Raw genomic sequence first — 19,306 nt, forward strand, 5'->3', positions numbered from 1 at the left:
TATCGATCTGTCGCGGCGCGAGCCGAGCAGCGTGGAAGAAGTCTGAGGGGGAGATAGCACATGCTGGACGTCAACTTCTTCGACGAGCTCCGGATCGGCCTTGCCACGGCCGACGACATCCGCCAGTGGTCGCACGGCGAGGTGAAGAAGCCCGAGACCATCAACTACCGGACTCTCAAGCCGGAAAAGGACGGACTCTTCTGCGAGAAGATCTTCGGCCCGACCCGCGACTGGGAGTGCTACTGCGGTAAGTACAAGCGCGTCCGCTTCAAGGGCATCATCTGTGAGCGCTGCGGCGTCGAGGTCACTCGCGCCAAGGTGCGTCGTGAGCGGATGGGCCACATCGAGCTGGCCGCGCCTGTCACTCACATCTGGTACTTCAAGGGCGTTCCCTCGCGCCTCGGCTACCTGCTCGACCTGGCCCCGAAGGACCTGGAGAAGGTCATCTACTTCGCGGCCTACATGATCACGCATGTCGAGACCGAACTGCGTGACCGTGACCTGCCGTCGCTGGAGGCGAAGATCTCCGTCGAGCGGCAGCACATCGAGCAGCGCCGTGACGCCGACATCGAGGCCAGGCAGAAGAAGCTCGAGGGCGACCTGGCCGAGCTCGAGGCCGCCGGTGCCAAGGGTGACCAGCGTCGTAAGGTCCGCGAGGGTGCCGAGCGCGAGATGCGTCAGCTTCGCGACAGGGCCCAGCGCGAGCTGGACCGTCTCGACGAGGTGTGGAGCCGCTTCAAGAACCTCAAGGTCCAGGACCTCGAGGGCGACGAGATGCTCTACCGCGAGATGCGCGACCGCTTCGGCCGCTACTTCAAGGGCGGCATGGGCGCGCAGGCGATCCAGGAGCGCCTGATCAGCTTCGACCTCGACGCCGAGGCCGAGAACCTGCGCGAGACCATCCGCAGCGGCAAGGGCCAGAAGAAGGCCCGTGCCCTCAAGCGGCTCAAGGTCGTGTCGGCGTTCCTCAACACGACCAACTCGCCGCGCGGCATGGTCCTCGACTGCATCCCTGTCATCCCGCCGGACCTGCGCCCGATGGTGCAGCTCGACGGTGGCAGGTTCGCGACCTCCGACCTCAACGACCTCTACCGTCGTGTGATCAACAGGAACAACCGCCTCAAGCGACTTCTCGACCTCGGCGCGCCCGAGATCATCGTGAACAACGAGAAGCGGATGCTCCAGGAGGCCGTCGACGCGCTGTTCGACAACGGCCGCCGCGGTCGCCCCGTCACGGGCCCCGGCAACCGTCCGCTGAAGTCCCTCAGCGACATGCTGAAGGGCAAGCAGGGCCGCTTCCGCCAGAACCTGCTGGGCAAGCGAGTCGACTACTCCGGCCGTTCGGTCATCGTCGTCGGCCCGCAGCTCAAGCTGCACCAGTGCGGTCTGCCCAAGCAGATGGCGCTGGAGCTGTTCAAGCCGTTCGTGATGAAGCGACTGGTCGATCTCAACCACGCCCAGAACATCAAGTCGGCGAAGCGCATGGTCGAGCGCGCCCGCCCCGTGGTGTGGGACGTGCTCGAAGAGGTCATCACCGAGCACCCGGTGCTGCTCAACCGTGCGCCCACGCTCCACCGTCTGGGTATCCAGGCGTTCGAGCCGCAGCTGGTCGAGGGCAAGGCCATCCAGATCCACCCGCTCGTCTGCACCGCGTTCAACGCGGACTTCGACGGCGACCAGATGGCCGTGCACCTGCCGCTGTCGGCTGAGGCCCAGGCCGAGGCTCGCATCCTGATGCTCTCGACCAACAACATCCTCAAGCCGGCCGACGGCAAGCCCGTGACGATGCCCACCCAGGACATGGTCATCGGCCTCTACTGGCTGACCACGCAGAAGGAAGGCGCGCAGGGCGAAGGCAGGGTCTTCGGCTCGGTGGCCGAGGCGCAGATGGCCTTCGACCGCAGCGAGCTGGAGATCCAGGCGAAGATCCAGATCCGGCTCGCCGGCGACGTCCAGCCGCCGCGCGGCTGGGCCGCTCCCGAGGGCTGGGAGCCGGGCGACACCATCCGCCTGGAGACGACCTTCGGCCGGTGCCTGTTCAACCAGACGCTCCCGGCGAACTACCCGTTCGTCAACTTCCAGGTCGGCAAGAAGCAGCTGTCCGCGATCGTCAACGAGCTGGCCGAGACCTACCCCAAGGTCGAAGTCGCCAACTCGCTCGACGCGCTCAAGGACGCGGGCTTCCGCTGGGCGACCCGCTCCGGCGTCACGATCTCCATCGACGACGTCGTCGCGCCGCCCAACAAGGCCGAGATCATGGAGAACTACGAGCGCAGGGCCGACAAGGTCCAGCGTGAGTACGAGCGCGGTCTGATCACCGACGAGGAGCGCCGTCAGGAGCTCATCGAGATCTGGACCCACGCCACGGCGGACGTCGAGACCGACATGGTCAACGCCTTCCCCGCGACGAACCCGGTCTGGATGATGGTCAACTCCGGCGCCCGCGGTAACAAGATGCAGGTGCGTCAGATCGCCGGTATCCGTGGCCTGGTGTCCAACACCAAGGGTGAGACGATCCCCCGGCCGATCAAGGCCTCCTTCCGTGAGGGCCTGTCGGTTCTGGAGTACTTCATCTCCACCCACGGTCAGCGGAAGGGTCTGGCCGACACCGCCCTGCGTACCGCCGACTCGGGTTACCTGACCCGTCGTCTGGTGGACGTCGCGCAGGACGTCATCGTGCGCGAGATCGACTGCGGCACCGACCGCGCGGTCCCGCTGCACGTCGGTGAGCGCGACTCGGCCGGCAACCTGGTCAAGGCGGAGAACGCCGAGTCCAACGTCCACGGCCGCATCCTGGCCGAGGACGTCGAGGTCGACGGCAAGGTCATCGCCTCGGCGGGTGTCGACATCAACGACAACCACGTCACGGCGCTGGTCGAGGCCGGCATCGAGACGGTCCGCACCCGCAGCGCGCTGGTGTGCGAGGCCAAGATCGGTGTCTGCGCGACCTGCTACGGCCGCTCGCTGGCCACCGGCAAGCTCGTCGACGTCGGCGAGGCGGTCGGCATCATCGCCGCCCAGTCGATCGGTGAGCCCGGCACCCAGCTGACGATGCGTACCTTCCACACCGGTGGTGTGGCGGGCGCCGACATCACCCACGGTCTGCCCCGTGTCCAGGAGCTGTTCGAGGCCCGCATCCCCAAGGGTGTCGCCCCGATCTCCGAGGCCGAGGGCAGGGTCCGCATCGACGAGACCGACAAGACCCGCAAGATCGTGATCGTCCCCGACGACGGGTCGGAGGAGGTCGCCTACCCGGTGTCGATGCGTTCGCGCCTGCTCGTGCAGGACGGCCAGCACGTGTCGGTGGGCACCCAGCTCATCGCCGGTGCGGTCAACCCGAACGAGGTGCTGCGCATCCTCGGCCCGCGTGCGGTGCAGCTGCACCTGGTGGCCGAGGTCCAGCAGGTCTACCGCTCGCAGGGTGTGTCGATCCACGACAAGCACATCGAGATCATCGTTCGGCAGATGCTCAAGCGCGTCAACGTGCTCGAGTCCGGCGAGACCGACCTGCTGCCCGGTGAGCTCGTCGAGCGTCCGCGCTTCGAGCAGATGAACCGCGAGACCGTCGCCGAGGGTGGCAGCCCCGCCTCCGGCCGTCCGGTCCTCATGGGCATCACGAAGGCCTCGCTCGCCACCGAGTCGTGGCTGTCGGCGGCCTCCTTCCAGGAGACGACCAGGGTCCTGACGGACGCGGCGATCCACGCCAAGTCCGACTCGCTCCTGGGCCTGAAGGAGAACGTCATCATCGGTAAGCTCATCCCGGCCGGTACGGGCATGCCCCAGTACCGCAACATCAGGGTCGAGCCGACCGAGGAGGCCAAGGCCGCGATGTACACCGTCGGCGGGTACGACGGCTCGGCCGCGGACTACACCTTCGGCACCGGCAGCGGCGAGGCCGTGCCGCTGGAGGAGTACGACTTCGGTCAGTACAACCGGTAGGCGATCAGCTCGTCGGAGCGCCCCGCGTCCTGTCTCACGACAGGACGCGGGGCGCTCCCGCTTTTCCCGACAGTTTCCGCAAGCGTCACCTGCGCCGTGAACGTTCCCGAAGATGTCACCGGCGGCTGATCCGCTGTCCGGTCCGTACGGCACGCCCCGCCACGCCCCACCCGAGGCGCGTGGCCGGGCTCCGTCCAGGGATACGCGTCACCGAGCGCGCGTGGCCGGCCGCCGAAACGGAAGGCCACGACGTGGGCTTGCCGTACAGAAGGGGAAAACGTGTGGCGCAGAAGGGCCGGAGAACTCGGGGGATGCGGGTAAGCTAGACGAGGGTCTGATAGGACCACGGCACGAATGTACGGTCGCATCAACAGTGACCGGGTCGCAGTCGTTTTGACGTGCTGCGCTGGGCTGGGTAGTCTTGCCCTTCGTGCCCGTGTGTTCACGGGCCCTCATGCATGCGCTCCGACAGGCGGCGCGGCATGGTCCCTCTCCGGCGTGCGACTGCGCAGGGGCTCGTGGCTCGGTAGAGCGCGACACGCCCGACCGCGTGGGTCGGCGGGAGGGGAAAACTAGCAGGTCATGACACCGGCAGCACCTGCGAAACGCTCAACCTGACGTATCACCGGCCAAGGCACGAACGGAGTGGCAGTGCCCACTATTCAGCAGTTGGTCCGCAAGGGCCGGCAGGACAAGGTCACCAAGACCAAGACTCCTGCCCTCAAGGGGAGCCCGCAGCGCCGCGGCACTTGCCAGCGCGTCTACACCACGACTCCCAAGAAGCCCAACTCGGCACTGCGCAAGGTGGCCCGTGTTCGGCTCACCAACGGCATCGAGGTCACGGCCTACATCCCCGGTGTGGGTCACAACCTGCAGGAGCACTCCATCGTGCTCGTGCGTGGCGGTCGTGTGAAGGACCTGCCGGGTGTTCGCTACAAGATCATCCGTGGCTCGCTCGACACCCAGGGCGTCCGTAACCGCAAGCAGGCCCGCAGCCGCTACGGCACGAAGAAGGAGAAGTAACCATGCCTCGCAAGGGTTCTCCTGGCCGTCGTCAGCTCATGGCTGACCCGGTTTACAGCTCGCCGCTGGTGACCGCTCTGATCAACAAGGTCCTCCTGGACGGCAAGCGCTCCATCGCGCAGTCGATCGTCTACGGGGCCCTCGAGGGCTGCAAGGACAAGACGGGCAACGACCCCGTCGTCACGCTGAAGCGCGCCCTCGACAACGTCAAGCCCACTCTCGAGGTCCGCAGCCGCCGTGTCGGTGGCGCGACCTACCAGGTGCCGGTCGAGGTGCGCGCCGCGCGCAGCACCACCCTGGCCCTGCGGTGGCTGGTGCAGTACTCCCGCGCCCGCCGCGAGAAGACCATGACCGAGCGCCTCATGAACGAGCTCCTGGACGCCAGCAACGGCCTCGGGGCGAGTGTCAAGAAGCGCGAGGACACCCACAAGATGGCCGAGTCCAACAAGGCCTTCGCCCACTACCGCTGGTAACAGCGGGTTCGACGAGACGACGAGGACGCGAGAGAAGTGGCCACCACGACCGCTCTTGACCTGGCCAAGATCCGCAATATCGGGATCATGGCCCACATCGACGCGGGCAAGACCACCACGACCGAGCGCATCCTGTTCTACACCGGCATCAACTACAAGATCGGTGAAGTCCACGAGGGCGCTGCCACGATGGACTGGATGGAGCAGGAGCAGGAGCGCGGCATCACGATCACGTCTGCCGCGACGACCTGTGAGTGGCTCGACCACACCATCAACATCATCGACACTCCTGGTCACGTCGACTTCACCATCGAGGTGGAGCGCTCGCTCCGCGTCCTCGACGGTGCCGTCGCCGTGTTCGACGGTGTCGCCGGTGTCGAGCCGCAGTCGGAGACGGTGTGGCGCCAGGCTGACCGCTATGGCGTGCCGCGCATCTGCTTCGTGAACAAGATGGACCGCGTCGGCGCGGAGTTCCACCGCTGCGTCGACATGATGATCAGCCGCCTGGGCGCGACCCCGGCTGTCATCCAGCTTCCCTGGGGCGTCGAGTCCGGTTTCAAGGGCGTCATCGACCTGGTGAAGATGAAGGGTCTGCTCTGGAGCGAAGAGGCTGCCAAGGGCGAGATGTACGACACCGTCGACATCCCGGCCGAGTACGCCGACGCTGCTCGTGAGTGGCGCGAGAAGCTGGTCGAGACCGTCGCCGAGAACGACGACGAGCTGATGGAGCTCTTCCTCGAGGGCAACGAGCCCACCGAGGAGCAGCTGGTCGCGGCCATCCGCCGCGCCACGCTGTCCAGCGCCATCAACCCGGTCCTGACCGGCACCGCGTTCAAGAACAAGGGCGTTCAGCCCCTGCTCGACGCGATCGTGGCCTACCTCCCCGCCCCGACCGACATCCCGGCCTTCAAGGGCCACGCGGTCAACAACGAGGACGAGGTCGTCGAGCGTCACGCGGACGTCTCGGAGCCTTTCTCCGCGCTCGCCTTCAAGATCATGAGCGACCAGCACCTGGGTCGTCTGACCTACATCCGCATCTACTCGGGCACGCTCGAGACCGGCACCGGTGTCATCAACTCGGTGAAGGGCAAGAAGGAGCGGATCGGCAAGATCTACCAGATGCACGCGAACAAGCGCGAGGAGCGCCCGTCCGCGCACGCTGGTCAGATCGTCGCCGTGATGGGTCTGAAGGACACCACCACGGGTGACACGCTCTCCGACTCGGCCAACCAGGTCGTGCTCGAGTCGATGACGTTCCCGGCCCCGGTCATCAACGTCGCGATCGAGCCCAAGACCAAGGGCGACCAGGAGAAGCTCGGCACCGCCATCCAGCGTCTGGCCGAGGAGGACCCGTCCTTCCAGGTCCGCCGTGACGAGGAGACCGGTCAGACGGTCATCTGGGGCATGGGCGAGCTTCACCTCGAGATCCTCGTCGACCGTATGCGTCGCGAGTTCAAGGTCGAGGCCAACGTCGGCCGCCCGCAGGTCGCCTACCGCGAGACCATCCGCCGCAAGGTGGAGAAGGTCGACTACACCCACAAGAAGCAGACCGGTGGTTCCGGTCAGTTCGCGCGGGTCATCATCGACCTGGAGCCGCTGGGCGACGGCAACGACGGCTACGAGTTCCAGAACAAGGTCTCGGGTGGTCGTGTCCCGAGGGAGTACATCCCCTCGGTCGACGCGGGCGCCCAGGAGGCGGCCGAGTTCGGCGTGCTGGCCGGCTACCCGATGGTGGGCGTGAAGGTGACGCTGACCGACGGTGCGGCGCACGACGTCGACTCCTCCGAAATGGCCTTCAAGATCGCCGGCTCGATGGCCTTCAAGGAGGCCGCTCGCAAGGCCGACGCCGTGCTCCTCGAGCCGATGATGGCCGTTGAGGTCACCACGCCCGAGGACTACATGGGTGACGTCATCGGTGACCTCAACGGTCGCCGCGGGCAGATCCAGTCGATGGACGAGCGCGCTGGCGCCCGTGTCATCGCCGCGCTCGTTCCGCTGTCCGAGATGTTCGGCTACGTGGGTGACCTGCGCAGCCGTACACAGGGCCGGGCGAGCTACAGCATGCAGTTCGACTCCTACGCGGAAGTGCCTCCGGGCATCGCCAAGGAGATCGTCGCGAAGGCCCGGGGCGAATAACTCCCGAGTCCCGATGGCAGGAGGGCGAAGATCGCTCATCTGCCAAAGGGGCCCGGGGCGAGTAAGTCCCCGGCGTCCGACGGCAGAGGGCTTGTTCCCTCTGCCGGAGAGCCGGGGCGATGCGCCCGGAGACTCGCCCGCGGTCCTGCCGCTGGAGAGGTCCGGGACACCCCGGTGGCCCTGGTGGAGCGGTGACGAGCCGCCCACCGCCCAGGGGCCGGGCTAAACCCCGGGCCCGAGTGTGAAGTAAGTCAGTCAGATTCTCTAAGGAGAGAACCAGTGGCTAAGGCCAAGTTCGAGCGGACTAAGCCGCACGTGAACATCGGCACCATTGGGCACATCGACCACGGCAAGACCACTCTGACCGCGGCGATCACCAAGGTGCTCCACGAGCGTTACCCCGAGCTTAACGAGGCGACCCCGTTCGACAAGATCGACAAGGCGCCCGAGGAGAAGGCTCGTGGTATCACGATCTCCATCGCGCACGTCGAGTACCAGACCGAGAAGCGCCACTACGCTCACGTGGACTGCCCCGGTCACGCCGACTACGTGAAGAACATGATCACCGGTGCCGCTCAGATGGACGGCGCGATCCTCGTGGTCGCCGCCACTGACGGCCCGATGCCGCAGACGAAGGAGCACGTCCTCCTGGCCCGCCAGGTCGGCGTCCCCTACATCGTCGTGGCCCTCAACAAGGCCGACATGGTCGACGACGAGGAGATCCTGGAGCTCGTCGAGCTCGAGGTTCGTGAGCTCCTGTCCGCTCAGGAGTTCCCCGGCGACGACCTGCCCGTCGTTCGCGTCTCCGCTCTGAAGGCCCTCGAGGGCGACCAGAAGTGGGGCGACAGCATCATCGAGCTGATGACCGCTGTCGACGAGAACGTCCCCGAGCCGCAGCGTGACACCGACAAGCCGTTCCTGATGCCGATCGAGGACGTCTTCTCGATCACCGGTCGTGGCACCGTCGTCACCGGCCGTATCGAGCGCGGTGTCGTCAAGGTCAACGAGACGGTCGACATCATCGGCATCCGTACGGAGAAGACCACCACCACGGTCACCGGCGTCGAGATGTTCCGCAAGCTGCTCGACGAGGGCCAGGCCGGTGACAACGTCGGTCTGCTCCTGCGTGGCATCAAGCGTGAGGACGTCGAGCGCGGCCAGTGCATCATCAAGCCGGGCACGACCACCCCGCACACCGAGTTCGAGGCCCAGGTCTACATCCTGAGCAAGGACGAGGGCGGCCGCCACACGCCGTTCTTCAACAACTACCGCCCGCAGTTCTACTTCCGTACGACGGACGTGACCGGTGTGGTGAACCTCCCCGAGGGCACCGAGATGGTCATGCCGGGCGACAACACCGAGATGCGCGTTGAGCTGATCCAGCCCATCGCCATGGAGGACGGTCTGAAGTTCGCGATCCGTGAGGGCGGCCGCACCGTCGGCGCCGGTCGCGTGACGAAGATCCTCAAGTAGCACGACCGCTGGGGCGGCGGTCGGCCCGGGAAGGGGCCGACCGCCGATCCGCGAACTGAGCACCACCGGCTCCACGCACCACCGTGATCTCGCAGTGGCTTCGGCAACGTGACCGAAGTAACTGCCGGATCACGGAAGAAAGTCGCAGATCGATTACGTCTGCTACGTGGGGTCAGCGGGCGGTCTCCGCCCGTACCAATAGCGGCAACAGGCCGCACGATACTTTTTCAGACGACAGCGAAGGACACCGAGGCCACTATGGCGGGACAGAAGATCCGCATCCGGCTTAAGGCCTATGACCACGAGGTCATCGACAGCTCGGCCAAGAAGATCGTCGAGACGGTGACGCGGACTGGCGCGAAGGTCGCGGGCCCGGTGCCGCTGCCGACCGAGAAGAACGTGTACTGCGTCATCCGCTCGCCGCACAAGTACAAGGACAGCCGCGAGCACTTCGAGATGCGCACGCACAAGCGGCTGATTGACATCATCGACCCGACGCCGAAGACGGTCGACTCGCTCATGCGACTCGACCTCCCCGCCGGCGTCGACATTTCGATCAAGCTCTGAGGGAACGCACTGACATGGCTAAGACGATCAAGGGCGTCCTGGGCAAGAAGCTCGGCATGACCCAGGTCTTCGACGCGGACAACCGGATGGTTCCGGTGACCGTGGTCGAGGCCGGTCCGTGCGTGGTGACCAGGGTCCGCACCGCCGACAAGGACGGCTACTCCGCCATCCAGCTCGGCTTCGGGCAGGTCGACCCCCGGAAGGTCAACAAGCCGCTCGGCGACTACCTGCGTAAGCACGACATCACCCCGCGCCGTTACTTTGCGGAGATCCGCACCGACGACGCGAGCGACTACACCCTCGGCCAGGAGCTGCTGGCCGACACCTTCGAGGCCGGCCAGTTCGTCGACGTGACGGGCAAGAGCAAGGGCAAGGGCTTCGCCGGTGTCATGAAGCGGCACGGCTTCGGTGGTCTGGGTGCTTCGCACGGTACGCAGCGCAAGCACCGTTCGCCGGGTTCCATCGGTGGCTGCGCCACCCCGGGCCGCGTTTTCAAGGGTCTCCGCATGGCCGGTCGGATGGGTAACGTCCGCACCACCGTGCAGAGCCTCAAGGTTCACGCCGTGGACGCCGAGAAGGGCCTCATCCTGATCAAGGGTGCGATCCCCGGCGCCAACGGCAGCCTGGTCCTCGTCCGCACCGCTGCAAAGAAGGGGGCTGCCAAGTGACCAGCATTGACGTCCTCGACGCCAGCGGCGCGAAGACCGGCTCCGTCGACCTGCCCGAAGACATCTTCGGCGCCAAGGTCAACGTTCCGCTGATCCACCAGGTCGTCGTGGCCCAGCTCGCCGCTCGCCGGCAGGGCACGCACAAGGCCAAGACCCGTGGTGAGGTCAGCGGTGGCGGTAAGAAGCCTTACCGCCAGAAGGGCACCGGTCGCGCCCGTCAGGGTTCGACCCGCGCGCCGCAGTTCACCGGCGGTGGCACCGTCCACGGTCCGCTCCCGCGTGACTACTCCCAGAAGACGCCCAAGAAGATGAAGGCGGCCGCGCTGCGTGGCGCCCTCTCCGACAGGGCGACCGGCGGTCGCGTGCACGTGGTCAGCGGCCTGGTCACCGGCGAGACGCCGAAGACCAAGGCGGCCCTCGAGGCCCTGCGCAAGATCACCGAGGCCAAGACCGTCCTGGTCGTGGTCGACGAGACCGACGAGCTCACCTGGCTGAGCCTGCGCAACGCGCCGGAGGTCCACCTGCTGGACGCCGGTCAGCTGAACACCTACGACGTGCTCGTGCACGACGACGTGGTCTTCACGCAGGAGGCCTACGACCAGGTCGTGGCTCGCCTGAGCAAGAGCGGGAAGGAAGAGGCCTGATGCAGAAGATCGCCGACCCGCGCGACATCATCATCAAGCCGGTCGTCTCCGAGAAGAGCTACGGCCTGATCGATGAGAACAACAAGTACACGTTCCTGGTGAAGACGACCGCGAACAAGACCCAGGTCAAGATCGCGGTTGAGCAGATCTTCGGGGTCAAGGTCACCAGCGTGAACACCATCAACCGGCAGGGCAAGCGCAAGCGCACCCGCGCCGGCTTCGGCAAGCGTCCCGACACCAAGCGCGCGATCGTGAGCTTGGCCGAGGGCGACAGGATCGACATCTTCGGTCAGATCGGCTAGCCGACAACTAACAAGAAACATGCTCGTCAGGCCGCCGGAACTGGTCGGTGCTCGCACAGGCAGGCGATGGCGGCCCACATCGCACGTTTCTCATTAGTAAGTAAGCGCGGGCCGTACGGCCCGCGGGGGATGAGACCGCCGTGCGAAAGCACGGCGGGCTCACCCATGTAACCGACGAAGGATGAACGAAAAAGATGGGCATCCGTAAGTACAAGCCGACGACTCCGGGTCGCCGCGGCTCGAGTGTCTCGGACTTCTCCGAGATCACCCGCAGCACGCCGGAGAAGTCGCTGCTTGCTCCCCTTCACAGCAAGGGTGGCCGTAACGTCCACGGCCGGGTCACCGCTCGCCACCAGGGTGGTGGACACAAGCGCGCCTACCGGATCATCGACTTCCGCAGGCACGACAAGGATGGCATTCCGGCGAAGGTCGCTCACATCGAGTACGACCCCAACCGCACCGCCAACATCGCGCTGCTGCACTACGCCGACGGCGAGAAGCGCTACATCATCGCGCCGACCGGCCTCAAGCAGGGCGACAGGATCGAGAACGGCCCCTCGGCCGACATCAAGCCTGGCAACTGCCTGCCGCTGCGCAACATCCCGACCGGTACCTTCATCCACGCGGTGGAGCTCCGTCCGGGCGGCGGCGCCAAGCTCGGCCGTTCCGCCGGCGCGCAGATCCAGCTGCTCGCCAAGGAGGGCCAGTACGCCACGCTGCGTATGCCTTCCGGCGAAATGCGCATGGTCGACGTGCGCTGCCGCGCGACGGTCGGCCAGGTCGGCAACGCCGAGCAGGCCAACATCAACTGGGGTAAGGCCGGCCGTATGCGGTGGAAGGGCAAGCGCCCGACCGTCCGTGGTGTGGCGATGAACCCCGTCGACCACCCGCACGGTGGTGGTGAGGGTAAGACCTCCGGTGGTCGCCACCCGGTCAACCCCAAGGGCAAGCCCGAGGGCCGTACCCGTCAGGCGAACAAGGCCAGCGACAGGCTGATCATCCGCCGTCGGTCCAAGAGGAAGAAGCGGTAGGAGCAGCCGAAATGCCACGTAGCCTTAAGAAGGGTCCCTTCGTGGACGACCACCTTCAGAAGAAGGTGGACTCCCAGAACGAGAAGGGCACCAAGAACGTCATCAAGACGTGGTCGCGGCGTTCCATGATCGTTCCCGACATGCTCGGTCACACGATCGCCGTTCACGACGGCCGCAAGCACGTCCCGGTGTTCGTCACCGAGTCGATGATCGGTCACAAGCTCGGTGAGTTCGCGCCCACGCGGACCTTCCGCAGCCACGTCAAGGAAGACCGCCGCAGCCGGCGGTAAGCGCCTTTCAGAAGCATCAGAGGAGTAAGCGATGGAAGCCAGGGCTCAGGCGCGGTTCGTCCGTGTCACGCCCCAGAAGGCCCGCCGCGTGGTGGACCTTATTCGCGGGCTGCCCGCTTCGGAGGCGCAGGCCGTGCTGCAGTTCGCCAGCCAGGCGGCTAGCGAGCCGATTTACAAGGTGCTCTCGAGCGCGATGGCGAACGCTGAGCACAACTTCAAGCTCGACCCGCAGACGCTCGTCGTGAGCCGCGCGTGGGTCGACGAGGGCCCGACGCTGAAGCGGTTCCGTCCGCGTGCCCAGGGTCGCGCCTATCGGATCAACAAGCGGACGAGCCACATCACCGTGATCGTGGAGTCCCGCGAGCCGAAGGGAAGGACCCGATAGTGGGCCAGAAGGTTAACCCGCACGGGTTCCGCCTCGGCATCACGACCGACTTCAAGAGCCGGTGGTACGCCGACAAGCTGTACAAGTCGTACGTCGCTGAGGACGTGGCGATCCGTCGCATGCTGCAGAAGGGCATGGAGCGGGCCGGCATCTCCAAGGTCGAGATCGAGCGTACGACCGACCGCGTCCAGGTCGACATCCACACCGCGCGTCCCGGCATCGTCATCGGTCGCCGCGGCGCCGAGGCGGACCGTATCCGTGGCGACCTCGAGAAGCTGACCAAGAAGCAGGTCCAGCTGAACATCCTCGAGGTCAAGAACCCCGAGATCGACGCCCAGCTCGTCGCGCAGGGCGTGGCCGAGCAGCTCTCCAGCCGTGTCTCCTTCCGCCGCGCCATGCGCAAGGCGATGCAGTCGGCCATGAAGAGCGGCGCCAAGGGCATCAGGGTCGCCTGCTCCGGTCGTCTGGGCGGCGCCGAGATGTCGAGGTCGGAGTTCTACCGCGAGGGTCGTGTGCCGCTGCACACGCTGCGCGCGGACATCGACTACGGCTTCTACGAGGCCCGTACCACCTTCGGCCGTATCGGCGTGAAGGTGTGGATCTACAAGGGTGAGGCTCCGACGAGCCGCGCCGAGCGTGAGGCGGCTGCCGCCGGCGCTCGCGCCGGCCAGCGTCGTGACCGCGACGACCGTCGCGGTGGCGGCGACCGTCCCCGTCGTGGTGGTGGCGCCGGTGGCGCTCGCCGCGGTGGCGGCCGTGGAGACCGTGCCCCCAGGACTGAGGCGGCCTCGCAGGCTGCCCCCGAGACCGGCCCGGCTGCGCAGCCGGGTGCTGAAGGGAGCTGACCATGCTGATCCCGCGCAGGGTCAAGCACCGCAAGCAGCACCGGCCCGACCGCAGCGGAGCCGCCAAGGGCGGCACCAGGGTCGTGTTCGGCGAGTTCGGCATTCAGGCGATTGAGCACTCCTACGTGACCAACCGCCAGATCGAGTCGGCTCGTATCGCCATGACCCGTCACATCCGCCGTGGCGGCAAGGTGTGGATCAACATCTACCCCGACCGTCCGCTCACCAAGAAGCCCGCCGAGACCCGCATGGGTTCCGGTAAGGGTTCGCCGGAGTGGTGGATCGCGAACGTCAAGCCTGGTCGCGTGATGTTCGAGCTGTCCGGTGTCGCCGAGCCCGTGGCTCGCGAGGCGCTGACGCGTGCGATCCACAAGCTTCCGATGAAGTGCAAGATTGTTAAGCGTGAAGTGGGTGAGGCGTGATGGCTAAGGGCCTGACCGCCGGAGAGCTGCGGCTCGAGGACCAGGACACCCTGGTTCAGAAGCTGAAGGAGGCGAAGGAGGAGCTGTTCAACCTCCGCTTCCAGTCGGCGACCGGTCAGCTGGAGAGCCACGGGCGGCTGCGCGCCGTCCGCCGCGAGATCGCCCGTATCTACACCGTGATGCGCGAGCGCGAGCTCGGAATCGTCACGGTCGAGAAGGAGACGAGCGATGTCTGAGGCAACCGAGAAGAGCGCGCGGAACTACCGCAAGACCCGTGAGGGCCTGGTCGTCAGCGACAAGATGGACAAGACCGTCGTCGTCGCCGTCGAGGACCGCGTGAAGCACCCGCTGTACGGCAAGGTCATCCGCCGTACGACCAAGTACAAGGCGCACGACGAGGCCAACAGCTGCGGCGTCGGCGACCGCGTTCTCCTCATGGAGACCAGGCCGCTGTCCGCCACCAAGCGCTGGCGTGTCGTCGAGGTGCTTGAGAAGGCCAAGTAAGGTCTTCCGCATAGATGCGCGCCTCGTGGGGGGTGGAGACACCCCCCATGACGGTGTCCAAGGACGCGGGGGCTCCGCGCGGTGGTCGTGCCTGAGGGCACGGCGCCCGGGACGAAGCCCTCGCGTCGCCTGCGGTGCGGCCCCTTCGGGGCTGTAGCCGGAGGACCAAGAAACCACAGAGTTCCGCCAGGCTCAGGGATGAGAACCAGCGGAGACCAACAGGAGTTGACGTGATTCAGCAGGAGTCGCGGCTCAAGGTCGCCGACAACACGGGTGCCAAGGAGATCCTTTGCATCCGCGTTCTCGGTGGCTCGGGCCGGCGCTACGCAGGAATCGGCGACGTCATCGTCGCCACGGTGAAGGACGCTCTTCCCGGCAGCACTGGTGTGAAGAAGGGCGACGTCGTCAAGGCGGTCGTCGTCCGTACGGTGAAGGAGCGCCGCCGTCCTGACGGCTCCTACATCCGTTTCGACGAGAACGCCGCCGTCATCATCAAGGACAGCGGCGACCCTCGCGGCACTCGTATCTTCGGCCCGGTCGGCCGCGAGCTGCGCGACAAGAAGTTCATGCGCATCATCTCGCTCGCCCCGGAGGTGCTGTGATGGCGAAGCTGCACGTGAAGAAGGGTGACCTGGTTCAGGTCATCGCCGGCAAGGACAAGGGTGCCAAGGGTCGTGTGATCTCGACGAACCCGCGCGAGGACCGCGTGGTCGTCGAGGGCGTCAACATGATCAAGAAGCACTCGAAGGAGAACCTCAACGGTCCTCGCGGCGCCAAGCAGGGCGGCGTCGAGACCATGGAGGCTCCCATCCACGTGAGCAACGTGAAGAAGCTCAAGGATGACGAGAAGCCTGCCAAGAAGGCCGACAAGGCCGACGAGTCGGGTGAGGACAACTGATGACTGCCACGACTACTGAGACCGAGCGTCCCACGCCGCGCCTCAAGACGAAGTACCGCGAGGAGATCATCGCGAAGCTTCGTGACGAGTTCGGTATCGAGAACATCATGCTGGTGCCCGGCCTGACCAAGATCAAGGTCAACATGGGTGTCGGCGAGGCGGCTCGCGACTCGAAGCTCATCGAGGGCGCTGTCCGTGACCTCACCACGATCACCGGCCAGAAGCCCGCGGTCGTCAGGGCCCGCAAGTCCATCGCGCAGTTCAAGCTGCGTGAGGGCATGCCGATCGGCGCGCACGTCACGCTGCGCGGCGACCGCATGTGGGAGTTCCTCGACCGTCTGCTCTCGCTGGCGCTGCCCCGCATCAGGGACTTCCGCGGCCTGTCGCCGAAGCAGTTCGACGGCAACGGCAACTACACCTTCGGTCTCACCGAGCAGGTCATGTTCCACGAGGTCGACCCGGACAAGGTCGACCGTCCGCGAGGCATGGACATCACGGTCGTGACCACCGCGAAGAACGACGATGAGGGCCGGGCGCTGCTGAAGCTTCTCGGTTTCCCGTTCAAGGAGGCCTGAGTATGGCTAAGACGTCTCTGAAGGTGAAGGCGGCGCGCAAGCCGAAGTTCGCGGTTCGCGCCTACACCCGCTGCTCGCGCTGCGGGCGTGCGCACGCCGTCTACAAGAAGTTCGGCCTGTGCCGGATCTGCTTCCGCGAGATGGCGCACCGGGGCGAGCTGCCGGGCATCACCAAGTCCAGCTGGTGACATCCTCCCGCGGGTGCTCCTTCACGTGGGGGGAGCACCACGCGGGAGATGGCATCCTTCTGTAGGGCGTTTCGCGCGTCCTGCGGAGGCTTCGGGGTTCGACCCCGCCGAGCCGTACAAGAAATATCAACCGGGCGCTCTTCAGAGCGCCCATGACCGCGCCGAAGGTCCACCGGTAGAGCTCAGCTTCACCGACTGGAAACCGCGGCGAGGAAGGCCGTTGGCCATGACGATGACCGACCCGATCGCAGACATGTTGACACGTCTGCGCAACGCGAACTCGGCGTATCACGACTCCGTGACCATGCCGTATTCGAAGATCAAGGCGCACATCGCCGAGATCCTCCAGCAGGAGGGTTACATCCAGTCTTGGACCGTCGAGGACGCCAAGGTCGGAAAGAACCTCGTGGTGGAGCTCAAGTTCGGGCCGAGCCGTGAGCGTTCGCTCGCGGGGCTGCGCCGGGTTTCCAAGCCTGGGCTGCGTGTTTACGCGAAGAAGGACAACCTGCCTCGAGTCCTGGGCGGACTGGGTGTCGCGATCATCTCGACGTCCGGTGGCCTCATGACCGACAAGCAGGCCGGCAAGCGTGGTGTGGGCGGGGAAGTCCTCGCCTACGTTTGGTAACGAGGGGAGGACTACAGCATGTCGCGAATCGGACGGCTGCCCATCCCTGTACCGAGCGGCGTCGACATCACGATCGACGGCCAGGATGTCCAGGTCAAGGGCCCGAAGGGCACGCTTTCGCACACGGTCGCTGAGCCCATCACGGTGGCTCGCGACGAGGACGGCACCATCGCCGTCTCCCGGCCCAACGACGAGAACAAGGTCCGCGCTCTGCACGGCCTGTCTCGGACGCTGATCGCCAACATGGTGTCCGGCGTCACCCAGGGTTACTCCAAGACCCTGGAGATCGTCGGCGTCGGTTACCGCGTCGCGGCCAAGGGCCCGACGCAGCTGGAGTTCGCTCTGGGCTTCAGCCACCCGGTGATCGTGGACGCCCCCGAGGGCATCACCTTCCGCGTCGAGAAGCCGACCCTGTTCCACGTGGACGGCATCGACAAGCAGAAGGTCGGCGAGGTCGCCGCCAACATCCGCAAGCTGCGCAAGCCTGACCCCTACAAGGGCAAGGGCGTGCGTTACCAGGGCGAAGTTATCCGCCGCAAGGTCGGAAAGGCTGGTAAGTAGGCATGGCTCCCAAGACTGCGTACAGCAAGCACACGGCTGCTCGCACCGTCTCGCGGGCCCGCCGTCACGGCCGCGTCCGCAAGAAGGTCGTCGGTACGTCCGCGCGCCCGCGTCTGGTCGTCAACCGCTCGACCCGTCACCTGTTCGTGCAGATCGTGGACGACACCGTCGGCCACACGCTGGTCAGCGCGTCCACCATGGACGCCAGCCTGCGCACTGCCGAGGGCGACAAGACCGAGAAGGCCAAGAAGGTCGGCGAGCTCCTCGCTCAGCGGGCCAAGGAAGCCGGGATCACCGCCGTCGTCTTCGACCGTGGCGGTAACCGCTACGCGGGTCGCATCGCGGCTCTCGCGGACAGCGCTCGCGAAGGCGGGCTCGAGTTCTAATGGCTACTGAGAAGAGGAACCACTGATGGCTGCAGCTCCGCGTCGCGGTGGCGGCACCGGTGGCGAGCGGCGGGACCGTCGTGACGATCGCCGCGGTGGCGCCGCCGACAAGGGCGTCTCGTACATCGAGCGCGTCGTAAAGATCAACCGAGTGGCCAAGGTCGTGAAGGGTGGTCGTCGCTTCAGCTTCACCGCCCTGGTTGTCGTCGGTGACGGCAACGGCCTGGTCGGTGTCGGCTACGGCAAGGCCAAGGAAGTACCCGCGGCCATCGCCAAGGGTGTCGAGGAGGCGAAGAAGCACTTCTTCCGCGTCCCCCGCATCCAGGGCACCATCCCGCACACCGTGCAGGGTGAGGAGGCGGCCGGTGTCGTCTTCCTGCGTCCGGCCTCCGCCGGTACCGGTGTCATCGCCGGTGGTCCGGTGCGCGCCGTTCTGGAGTGCGCCGGCATCCACGACGTCCTGTCCAAGTCGCTCGGCTCGGACAACCCGATCAACATCGTGCACGCCACGGTGGCCGCGCTGAAGGGCCTGTCCACGCCCGAGGCGATCGCCGCCCGCCGTGGTCTGGCGATCGAGGACGTCGCTCCGACGGCGATGCTCAAGGCTCGCGCCGAGGGCCTCGCCGAGGCCGCTGCGGCGGCTAAGGCGGTGAGCTAGTCATGGCACGCCTGAAGATCACTCAGGTTCGCTCGAAGATCGGTGGCAAGCAGAACCAGCGTGACTCGCTGCGTTCGCTTGGCCTGAAGCGAATCGGCGATGTCGTCGTCAAGGAGGACCGTCCCGAGATCCGTGGGATGGTCGCCGTGGTGACGCACCTCGTCGAGGTGGAAGAGGTCGACTAGTCATGACTGACAAGGCTCCGCTGAAGATTCACGACCTGCGGCCGGCCAAGGGCGCCAACAAGGCAAAGATCCGCAAGGGTCGCGGCGAGGCGTCCAAGGGCAAGACCGCTGGTCGTGGTACCAAGGGCACGACGGCGCGGAACAAGGTTCCTCTCGGTTTCGAGGGTGGCCAGGTGCCGCTGCAGCGCCGTCTGCCGAAGTACAAGGGCTTCTCCAACGCCCTGTTCAAGACGACCTACCAGGTCGTCAACCTGGACAAGATCGGTGAGCTGTTCCCCGAGGGTGGCGAGGTCACCGTCGAGACGCTGGTCGCCAGGGGCGCTGTCCGCAAGAACCAGCCGGTCAAGGTCCTCGGCACCGGTGAGATCTCCGTCGCGGTGAACGTGCAGGCTCACGCCTTCTCGGGTTCCGCCAAGGAGAAGATCGCCGCGGCCGGTGGGTCCGTTACCGAGCTGTAAGTGTCATTACGAGGCACGGGGGTCCTGACAATGGGCTCCCGTGCCTGTAGTGCGTTAGAGTTCGCGAGAC

Annotated in this window: 26 protein-coding genes; all 26 read left to right on the forward strand. The window is 66.1% G+C overall.

The genetic code is table 11. The annotated features are described in order from the left end of the window. Nucleotides 1-60: 60 nt before the first annotated feature. Entirely contained in the window at nt 61-3,939 is a 3,879-nt protein-coding gene (locus AC3EO4_RS03555; protein WP_379570550.1) for a DNA-directed RNA polymerase subunit beta', read from the forward strand. Between the two features lie 651 nt (nt 3,940-4,590). After that, nucleotides 4,591-4,962 (forward strand): 30S ribosomal protein S12, encoded by a 372-nt coding sequence (rpsL, locus tag AC3EO4_RS03560; protein WP_354906488.1) that lies wholly within the window; start codon nt 4,591-4,593, stop codon nt 4,960-4,962. A gap of 2 nt (nt 4,963-4,964) precedes the next feature. Next, nucleotides 4,965-5,435, forward strand: a complete 471-nt coding sequence (gene rpsG, locus AC3EO4_RS03565; protein WP_358143269.1) for a 30S ribosomal protein S7 — start codon at nt 4,965-4,967, stop codon at nt 5,433-5,435. A gap of 87 nt (nt 5,436-5,522) precedes the next feature. Next, a complete protein-coding gene (gene fusA, locus AC3EO4_RS03570) occupies nt 5,523-7,571 on the forward strand; it encodes an elongation factor G (RefSeq protein WP_379571497.1) in 2,049 nt (682 codons plus the stop codon). Between the two features lie 279 nt (nt 7,572-7,850). After that, nucleotides 7,851-9,044 carry an elongation factor Tu gene (tuf, locus tag AC3EO4_RS03575; RefSeq protein WP_379570553.1) on the forward strand — a complete coding sequence of 398 codons (1,194 nt, stop codon included), beginning with the start codon at nt 7,851-7,853 and terminating at the stop codon, nt 9,042-9,044. Nucleotides 9,045-9,302: 258 nt separating this feature from the next. Then, on the forward strand, nt 9,303-9,611 hold the full coding sequence (gene rpsJ, locus AC3EO4_RS03580) for a 30S ribosomal protein S10 (RefSeq protein WP_012887830.1): 309 nt from the start codon (nt 9,303-9,305) through the stop codon (nt 9,609-9,611). Between the two features lie 14 nt (nt 9,612-9,625). After that, nucleotides 9,626-10,279 (forward strand): 50S ribosomal protein L3, encoded by a 654-nt coding sequence (gene rplC, locus AC3EO4_RS03585; protein WP_354906485.1) that lies wholly within the window; start codon nt 9,626-9,628, stop codon nt 10,277-10,279. Then, nucleotides 10,276-10,923 carry a 50S ribosomal protein L4 gene (gene rplD / locus AC3EO4_RS03590; protein WP_379570555.1) on the forward strand — a complete coding sequence of 216 codons (648 nt, stop codon included), beginning with the start codon at nt 10,276-10,278 and terminating at the stop codon, nt 10,921-10,923. Before rplC ends, rplD begins: the two co-directional genes overlap by 4 nt. Beyond that, nucleotides 10,923-11,225, forward strand: coding sequence for a 50S ribosomal protein L23 (gene rplW / locus AC3EO4_RS03595; protein WP_379570557.1), 303 nt, complete (start codon nt 10,923-10,925; stop codon nt 11,223-11,225). Before rplD ends, rplW begins: the two co-directional genes overlap by 1 nt. Nucleotides 11,226-11,419: 194 nt before the next feature. Beyond that, entirely contained in the window at nt 11,420-12,256 is an 837-nt protein-coding gene (rplB, locus tag AC3EO4_RS03600; protein WP_379570559.1) for a 50S ribosomal protein L2, read from the forward strand. 11 nt (nt 12,257-12,267) lie between these two features. Then, on the forward strand, nt 12,268-12,546 hold the full coding sequence (gene rpsS, locus AC3EO4_RS03605) for a 30S ribosomal protein S19 (protein ID WP_179819692.1): 279 nt from the start codon (nt 12,268-12,270) through the stop codon (nt 12,544-12,546). A gap of 31 nt (nt 12,547-12,577) precedes the next feature. Then, nucleotides 12,578-12,931: a 50S ribosomal protein L22 gene (gene rplV / locus AC3EO4_RS03610; protein WP_192779597.1), complete on the forward strand. Its 354-nt coding sequence runs from the start codon at nt 12,578-12,580 to the stop codon at nt 12,929-12,931. Continuing rightward, nucleotides 12,931-13,776 carry a 30S ribosomal protein S3 gene (gene rpsC, locus AC3EO4_RS03615; protein WP_379570562.1) on the forward strand — a complete coding sequence of 282 codons (846 nt, stop codon included), beginning with the start codon at nt 12,931-12,933 and terminating at the stop codon, nt 13,774-13,776. The genes rplV and rpsC overlap by 1 nt, the downstream gene beginning before the upstream one ends. A 2-nt stretch (nt 13,777-13,778) precedes the next feature. After that, nucleotides 13,779-14,198: a 50S ribosomal protein L16 gene (gene rplP / locus AC3EO4_RS03620; protein ID WP_379570564.1), complete on the forward strand. Its 420-nt coding sequence runs from the start codon at nt 13,779-13,781 to the stop codon at nt 14,196-14,198. Continuing rightward, on the forward strand, nt 14,198-14,434 hold the full coding sequence (rpmC, locus tag AC3EO4_RS03625) for a 50S ribosomal protein L29 (protein ID WP_379570566.1): 237 nt from the start codon (nt 14,198-14,200) through the stop codon (nt 14,432-14,434). The genes rplP and rpmC overlap by 1 nt, the downstream gene beginning before the upstream one ends. Then, the gene (gene rpsQ, locus AC3EO4_RS03630; protein WP_379570568.1) at nt 14,427-14,702 is read left to right on the forward strand and encodes a 30S ribosomal protein S17; all 276 of its coding nucleotides are present in this window, start codon (nt 14,427-14,429) and stop codon (nt 14,700-14,702) included. The genes rpmC and rpsQ overlap by 8 nt, the downstream gene beginning before the upstream one ends. 230 nt (nt 14,703-14,932) lie before the next feature. After that, entirely contained in the window at nt 14,933-15,304 is a 372-nt protein-coding gene (rplN, locus tag AC3EO4_RS03635) for a 50S ribosomal protein L14 (protein ID WP_043623452.1), read from the forward strand. A gap of 8 nt (nt 15,305-15,312) precedes the next feature. Beyond that, entirely contained in the window at nt 15,313-15,600 is a 288-nt protein-coding gene (gene rplX, locus AC3EO4_RS03640; protein ID WP_379571499.1) for a 50S ribosomal protein L24, read from the forward strand. Then, nucleotides 15,600-16,175: a 50S ribosomal protein L5 gene (gene rplE, locus AC3EO4_RS03645; RefSeq protein ID WP_358143246.1), complete on the forward strand. Its 576-nt coding sequence runs from the start codon at nt 15,600-15,602 to the stop codon at nt 16,173-16,175. Before rplX ends, rplE begins: the two co-directional genes overlap by 1 nt. Before the next feature lie 2 nt (nt 16,176-16,177). Further along, nucleotides 16,178-16,363 (forward strand): type Z 30S ribosomal protein S14, encoded by a 186-nt coding sequence (locus AC3EO4_RS03650; protein WP_358143244.1) that lies wholly within the window; start codon nt 16,178-16,180, stop codon nt 16,361-16,363. A gap of 226 nt (nt 16,364-16,589) precedes the next feature. Beyond that, nucleotides 16,590-16,988: a 30S ribosomal protein S8 gene (gene rpsH, locus AC3EO4_RS03655; RefSeq protein ID WP_157252527.1), complete on the forward strand. Its 399-nt coding sequence runs from the start codon at nt 16,590-16,592 to the stop codon at nt 16,986-16,988. A gap of 18 nt (nt 16,989-17,006) precedes the next feature. After that, nucleotides 17,007-17,549 (forward strand): 50S ribosomal protein L6, encoded by a 543-nt coding sequence (gene rplF / locus AC3EO4_RS03660; RefSeq protein WP_379570572.1) that lies wholly within the window; start codon nt 17,007-17,009, stop codon nt 17,547-17,549. Between the two features lie 2 nt (nt 17,550-17,551). Continuing rightward, the gene (gene rplR, locus AC3EO4_RS03665) at nt 17,552-17,935 is read left to right on the forward strand and encodes a 50S ribosomal protein L18 (RefSeq protein WP_379570574.1); all 384 of its coding nucleotides are present in this window, start codon (nt 17,552-17,554) and stop codon (nt 17,933-17,935) included. 25 nt (nt 17,936-17,960) lie between these two features. After that, nucleotides 17,961-18,593, forward strand: a complete 633-nt coding sequence (gene rpsE, locus AC3EO4_RS03670) for a 30S ribosomal protein S5 (RefSeq protein ID WP_354906473.1) — start codon at nt 17,961-17,963, stop codon at nt 18,591-18,593. A gap of 2 nt (nt 18,594-18,595) precedes the next feature. Continuing rightward, on the forward strand, nt 18,596-18,778 hold the full coding sequence (gene rpmD / locus AC3EO4_RS03675) for a 50S ribosomal protein L30 (protein WP_020542293.1): 183 nt from the start codon (nt 18,596-18,598) through the stop codon (nt 18,776-18,778). A gap of 2 nt (nt 18,779-18,780) precedes the next feature. Continuing rightward, nucleotides 18,781-19,236 (forward strand): 50S ribosomal protein L15, encoded by a 456-nt coding sequence (gene rplO, locus AC3EO4_RS03680; protein WP_431893698.1) that lies wholly within the window; start codon nt 18,781-18,783, stop codon nt 19,234-19,236. Nucleotides 19,237-19,306 lie beyond the last annotated feature (70 nt).

This window comes from Nonomuraea sp. bgisy101, assembly GCF_057708945.1.

Coding starts and splice junctions, on each gene's coding strand:
- AC3EO4_RS03555 (WP_379570550.1), top strand. CDS start 61: ATGCTGGACGTCAACTTCTTCGACGAGCTCCGGATCGGCCTTGCCACG.
- rpsG (WP_358143269.1), top strand. CDS start 4,965: ATGCCTCGCAAGGGTTCTCCTGGCCGTCGTCAGCTCATGGCTGACCCG.
- fusA (WP_379571497.1), top strand. CDS start 5,523: ATGGCCCACATCGACGCGGGCAAGACCACCACGACCGAGCGCATCCTG.
- rpsJ (WP_012887830.1), top strand. CDS start 9,303: ATGGCGGGACAGAAGATCCGCATCCGGCTTAAGGCCTATGACCACGAG.
- rplC (WP_354906485.1), top strand. CDS start 9,626: ATGGCTAAGACGATCAAGGGCGTCCTGGGCAAGAAGCTCGGCATGACC.
- rplW (WP_379570557.1), top strand. CDS start 10,923: ATGCAGAAGATCGCCGACCCGCGCGACATCATCATCAAGCCGGTCGTC.
- rplB (WP_379570559.1), top strand. CDS start 11,420: ATGGGCATCCGTAAGTACAAGCCGACGACTCCGGGTCGCCGCGGCTCG.
- rpsS (WP_179819692.1), top strand. CDS start 12,268: ATGCCACGTAGCCTTAAGAAGGGTCCCTTCGTGGACGACCACCTTCAG.
- rplV (WP_192779597.1), top strand. CDS start 12,578: ATGGAAGCCAGGGCTCAGGCGCGGTTCGTCCGTGTCACGCCCCAGAAG.
- rplP (WP_379570564.1), top strand. CDS start 13,779: ATGCTGATCCCGCGCAGGGTCAAGCACCGCAAGCAGCACCGGCCCGAC.
- rpmC (WP_379570566.1), top strand. CDS start 14,198: ATGGCTAAGGGCCTGACCGCCGGAGAGCTGCGGCTCGAGGACCAGGAC.
- rpsQ (WP_379570568.1), top strand. CDS start 14,427: ATGTCTGAGGCAACCGAGAAGAGCGCGCGGAACTACCGCAAGACCCGT.
- rplE (WP_358143246.1), top strand. CDS start 15,600: ATGACTGCCACGACTACTGAGACCGAGCGTCCCACGCCGCGCCTCAAG.
- AC3EO4_RS03650 (WP_358143244.1), top strand. CDS start 16,178: ATGGCTAAGACGTCTCTGAAGGTGAAGGCGGCGCGCAAGCCGAAGTTC.
- rpsH (WP_157252527.1), top strand. CDS start 16,590: ATGACGATGACCGACCCGATCGCAGACATGTTGACACGTCTGCGCAAC.
- rplF (WP_379570572.1), top strand. CDS start 17,007: ATGTCGCGAATCGGACGGCTGCCCATCCCTGTACCGAGCGGCGTCGAC.
- rplR (WP_379570574.1), top strand. CDS start 17,552: ATGGCTCCCAAGACTGCGTACAGCAAGCACACGGCTGCTCGCACCGTC.
- rpsE (WP_354906473.1), top strand. CDS start 17,961: ATGGCTGCAGCTCCGCGTCGCGGTGGCGGCACCGGTGGCGAGCGGCGG.
- rpmD (WP_020542293.1), top strand. CDS start 18,596: ATGGCACGCCTGAAGATCACTCAGGTTCGCTCGAAGATCGGTGGCAAG.
- rplO (WP_431893698.1), top strand. CDS start 18,781: ATGACTGACAAGGCTCCGCTGAAGATTCACGACCTGCGGCCGGCCAAG.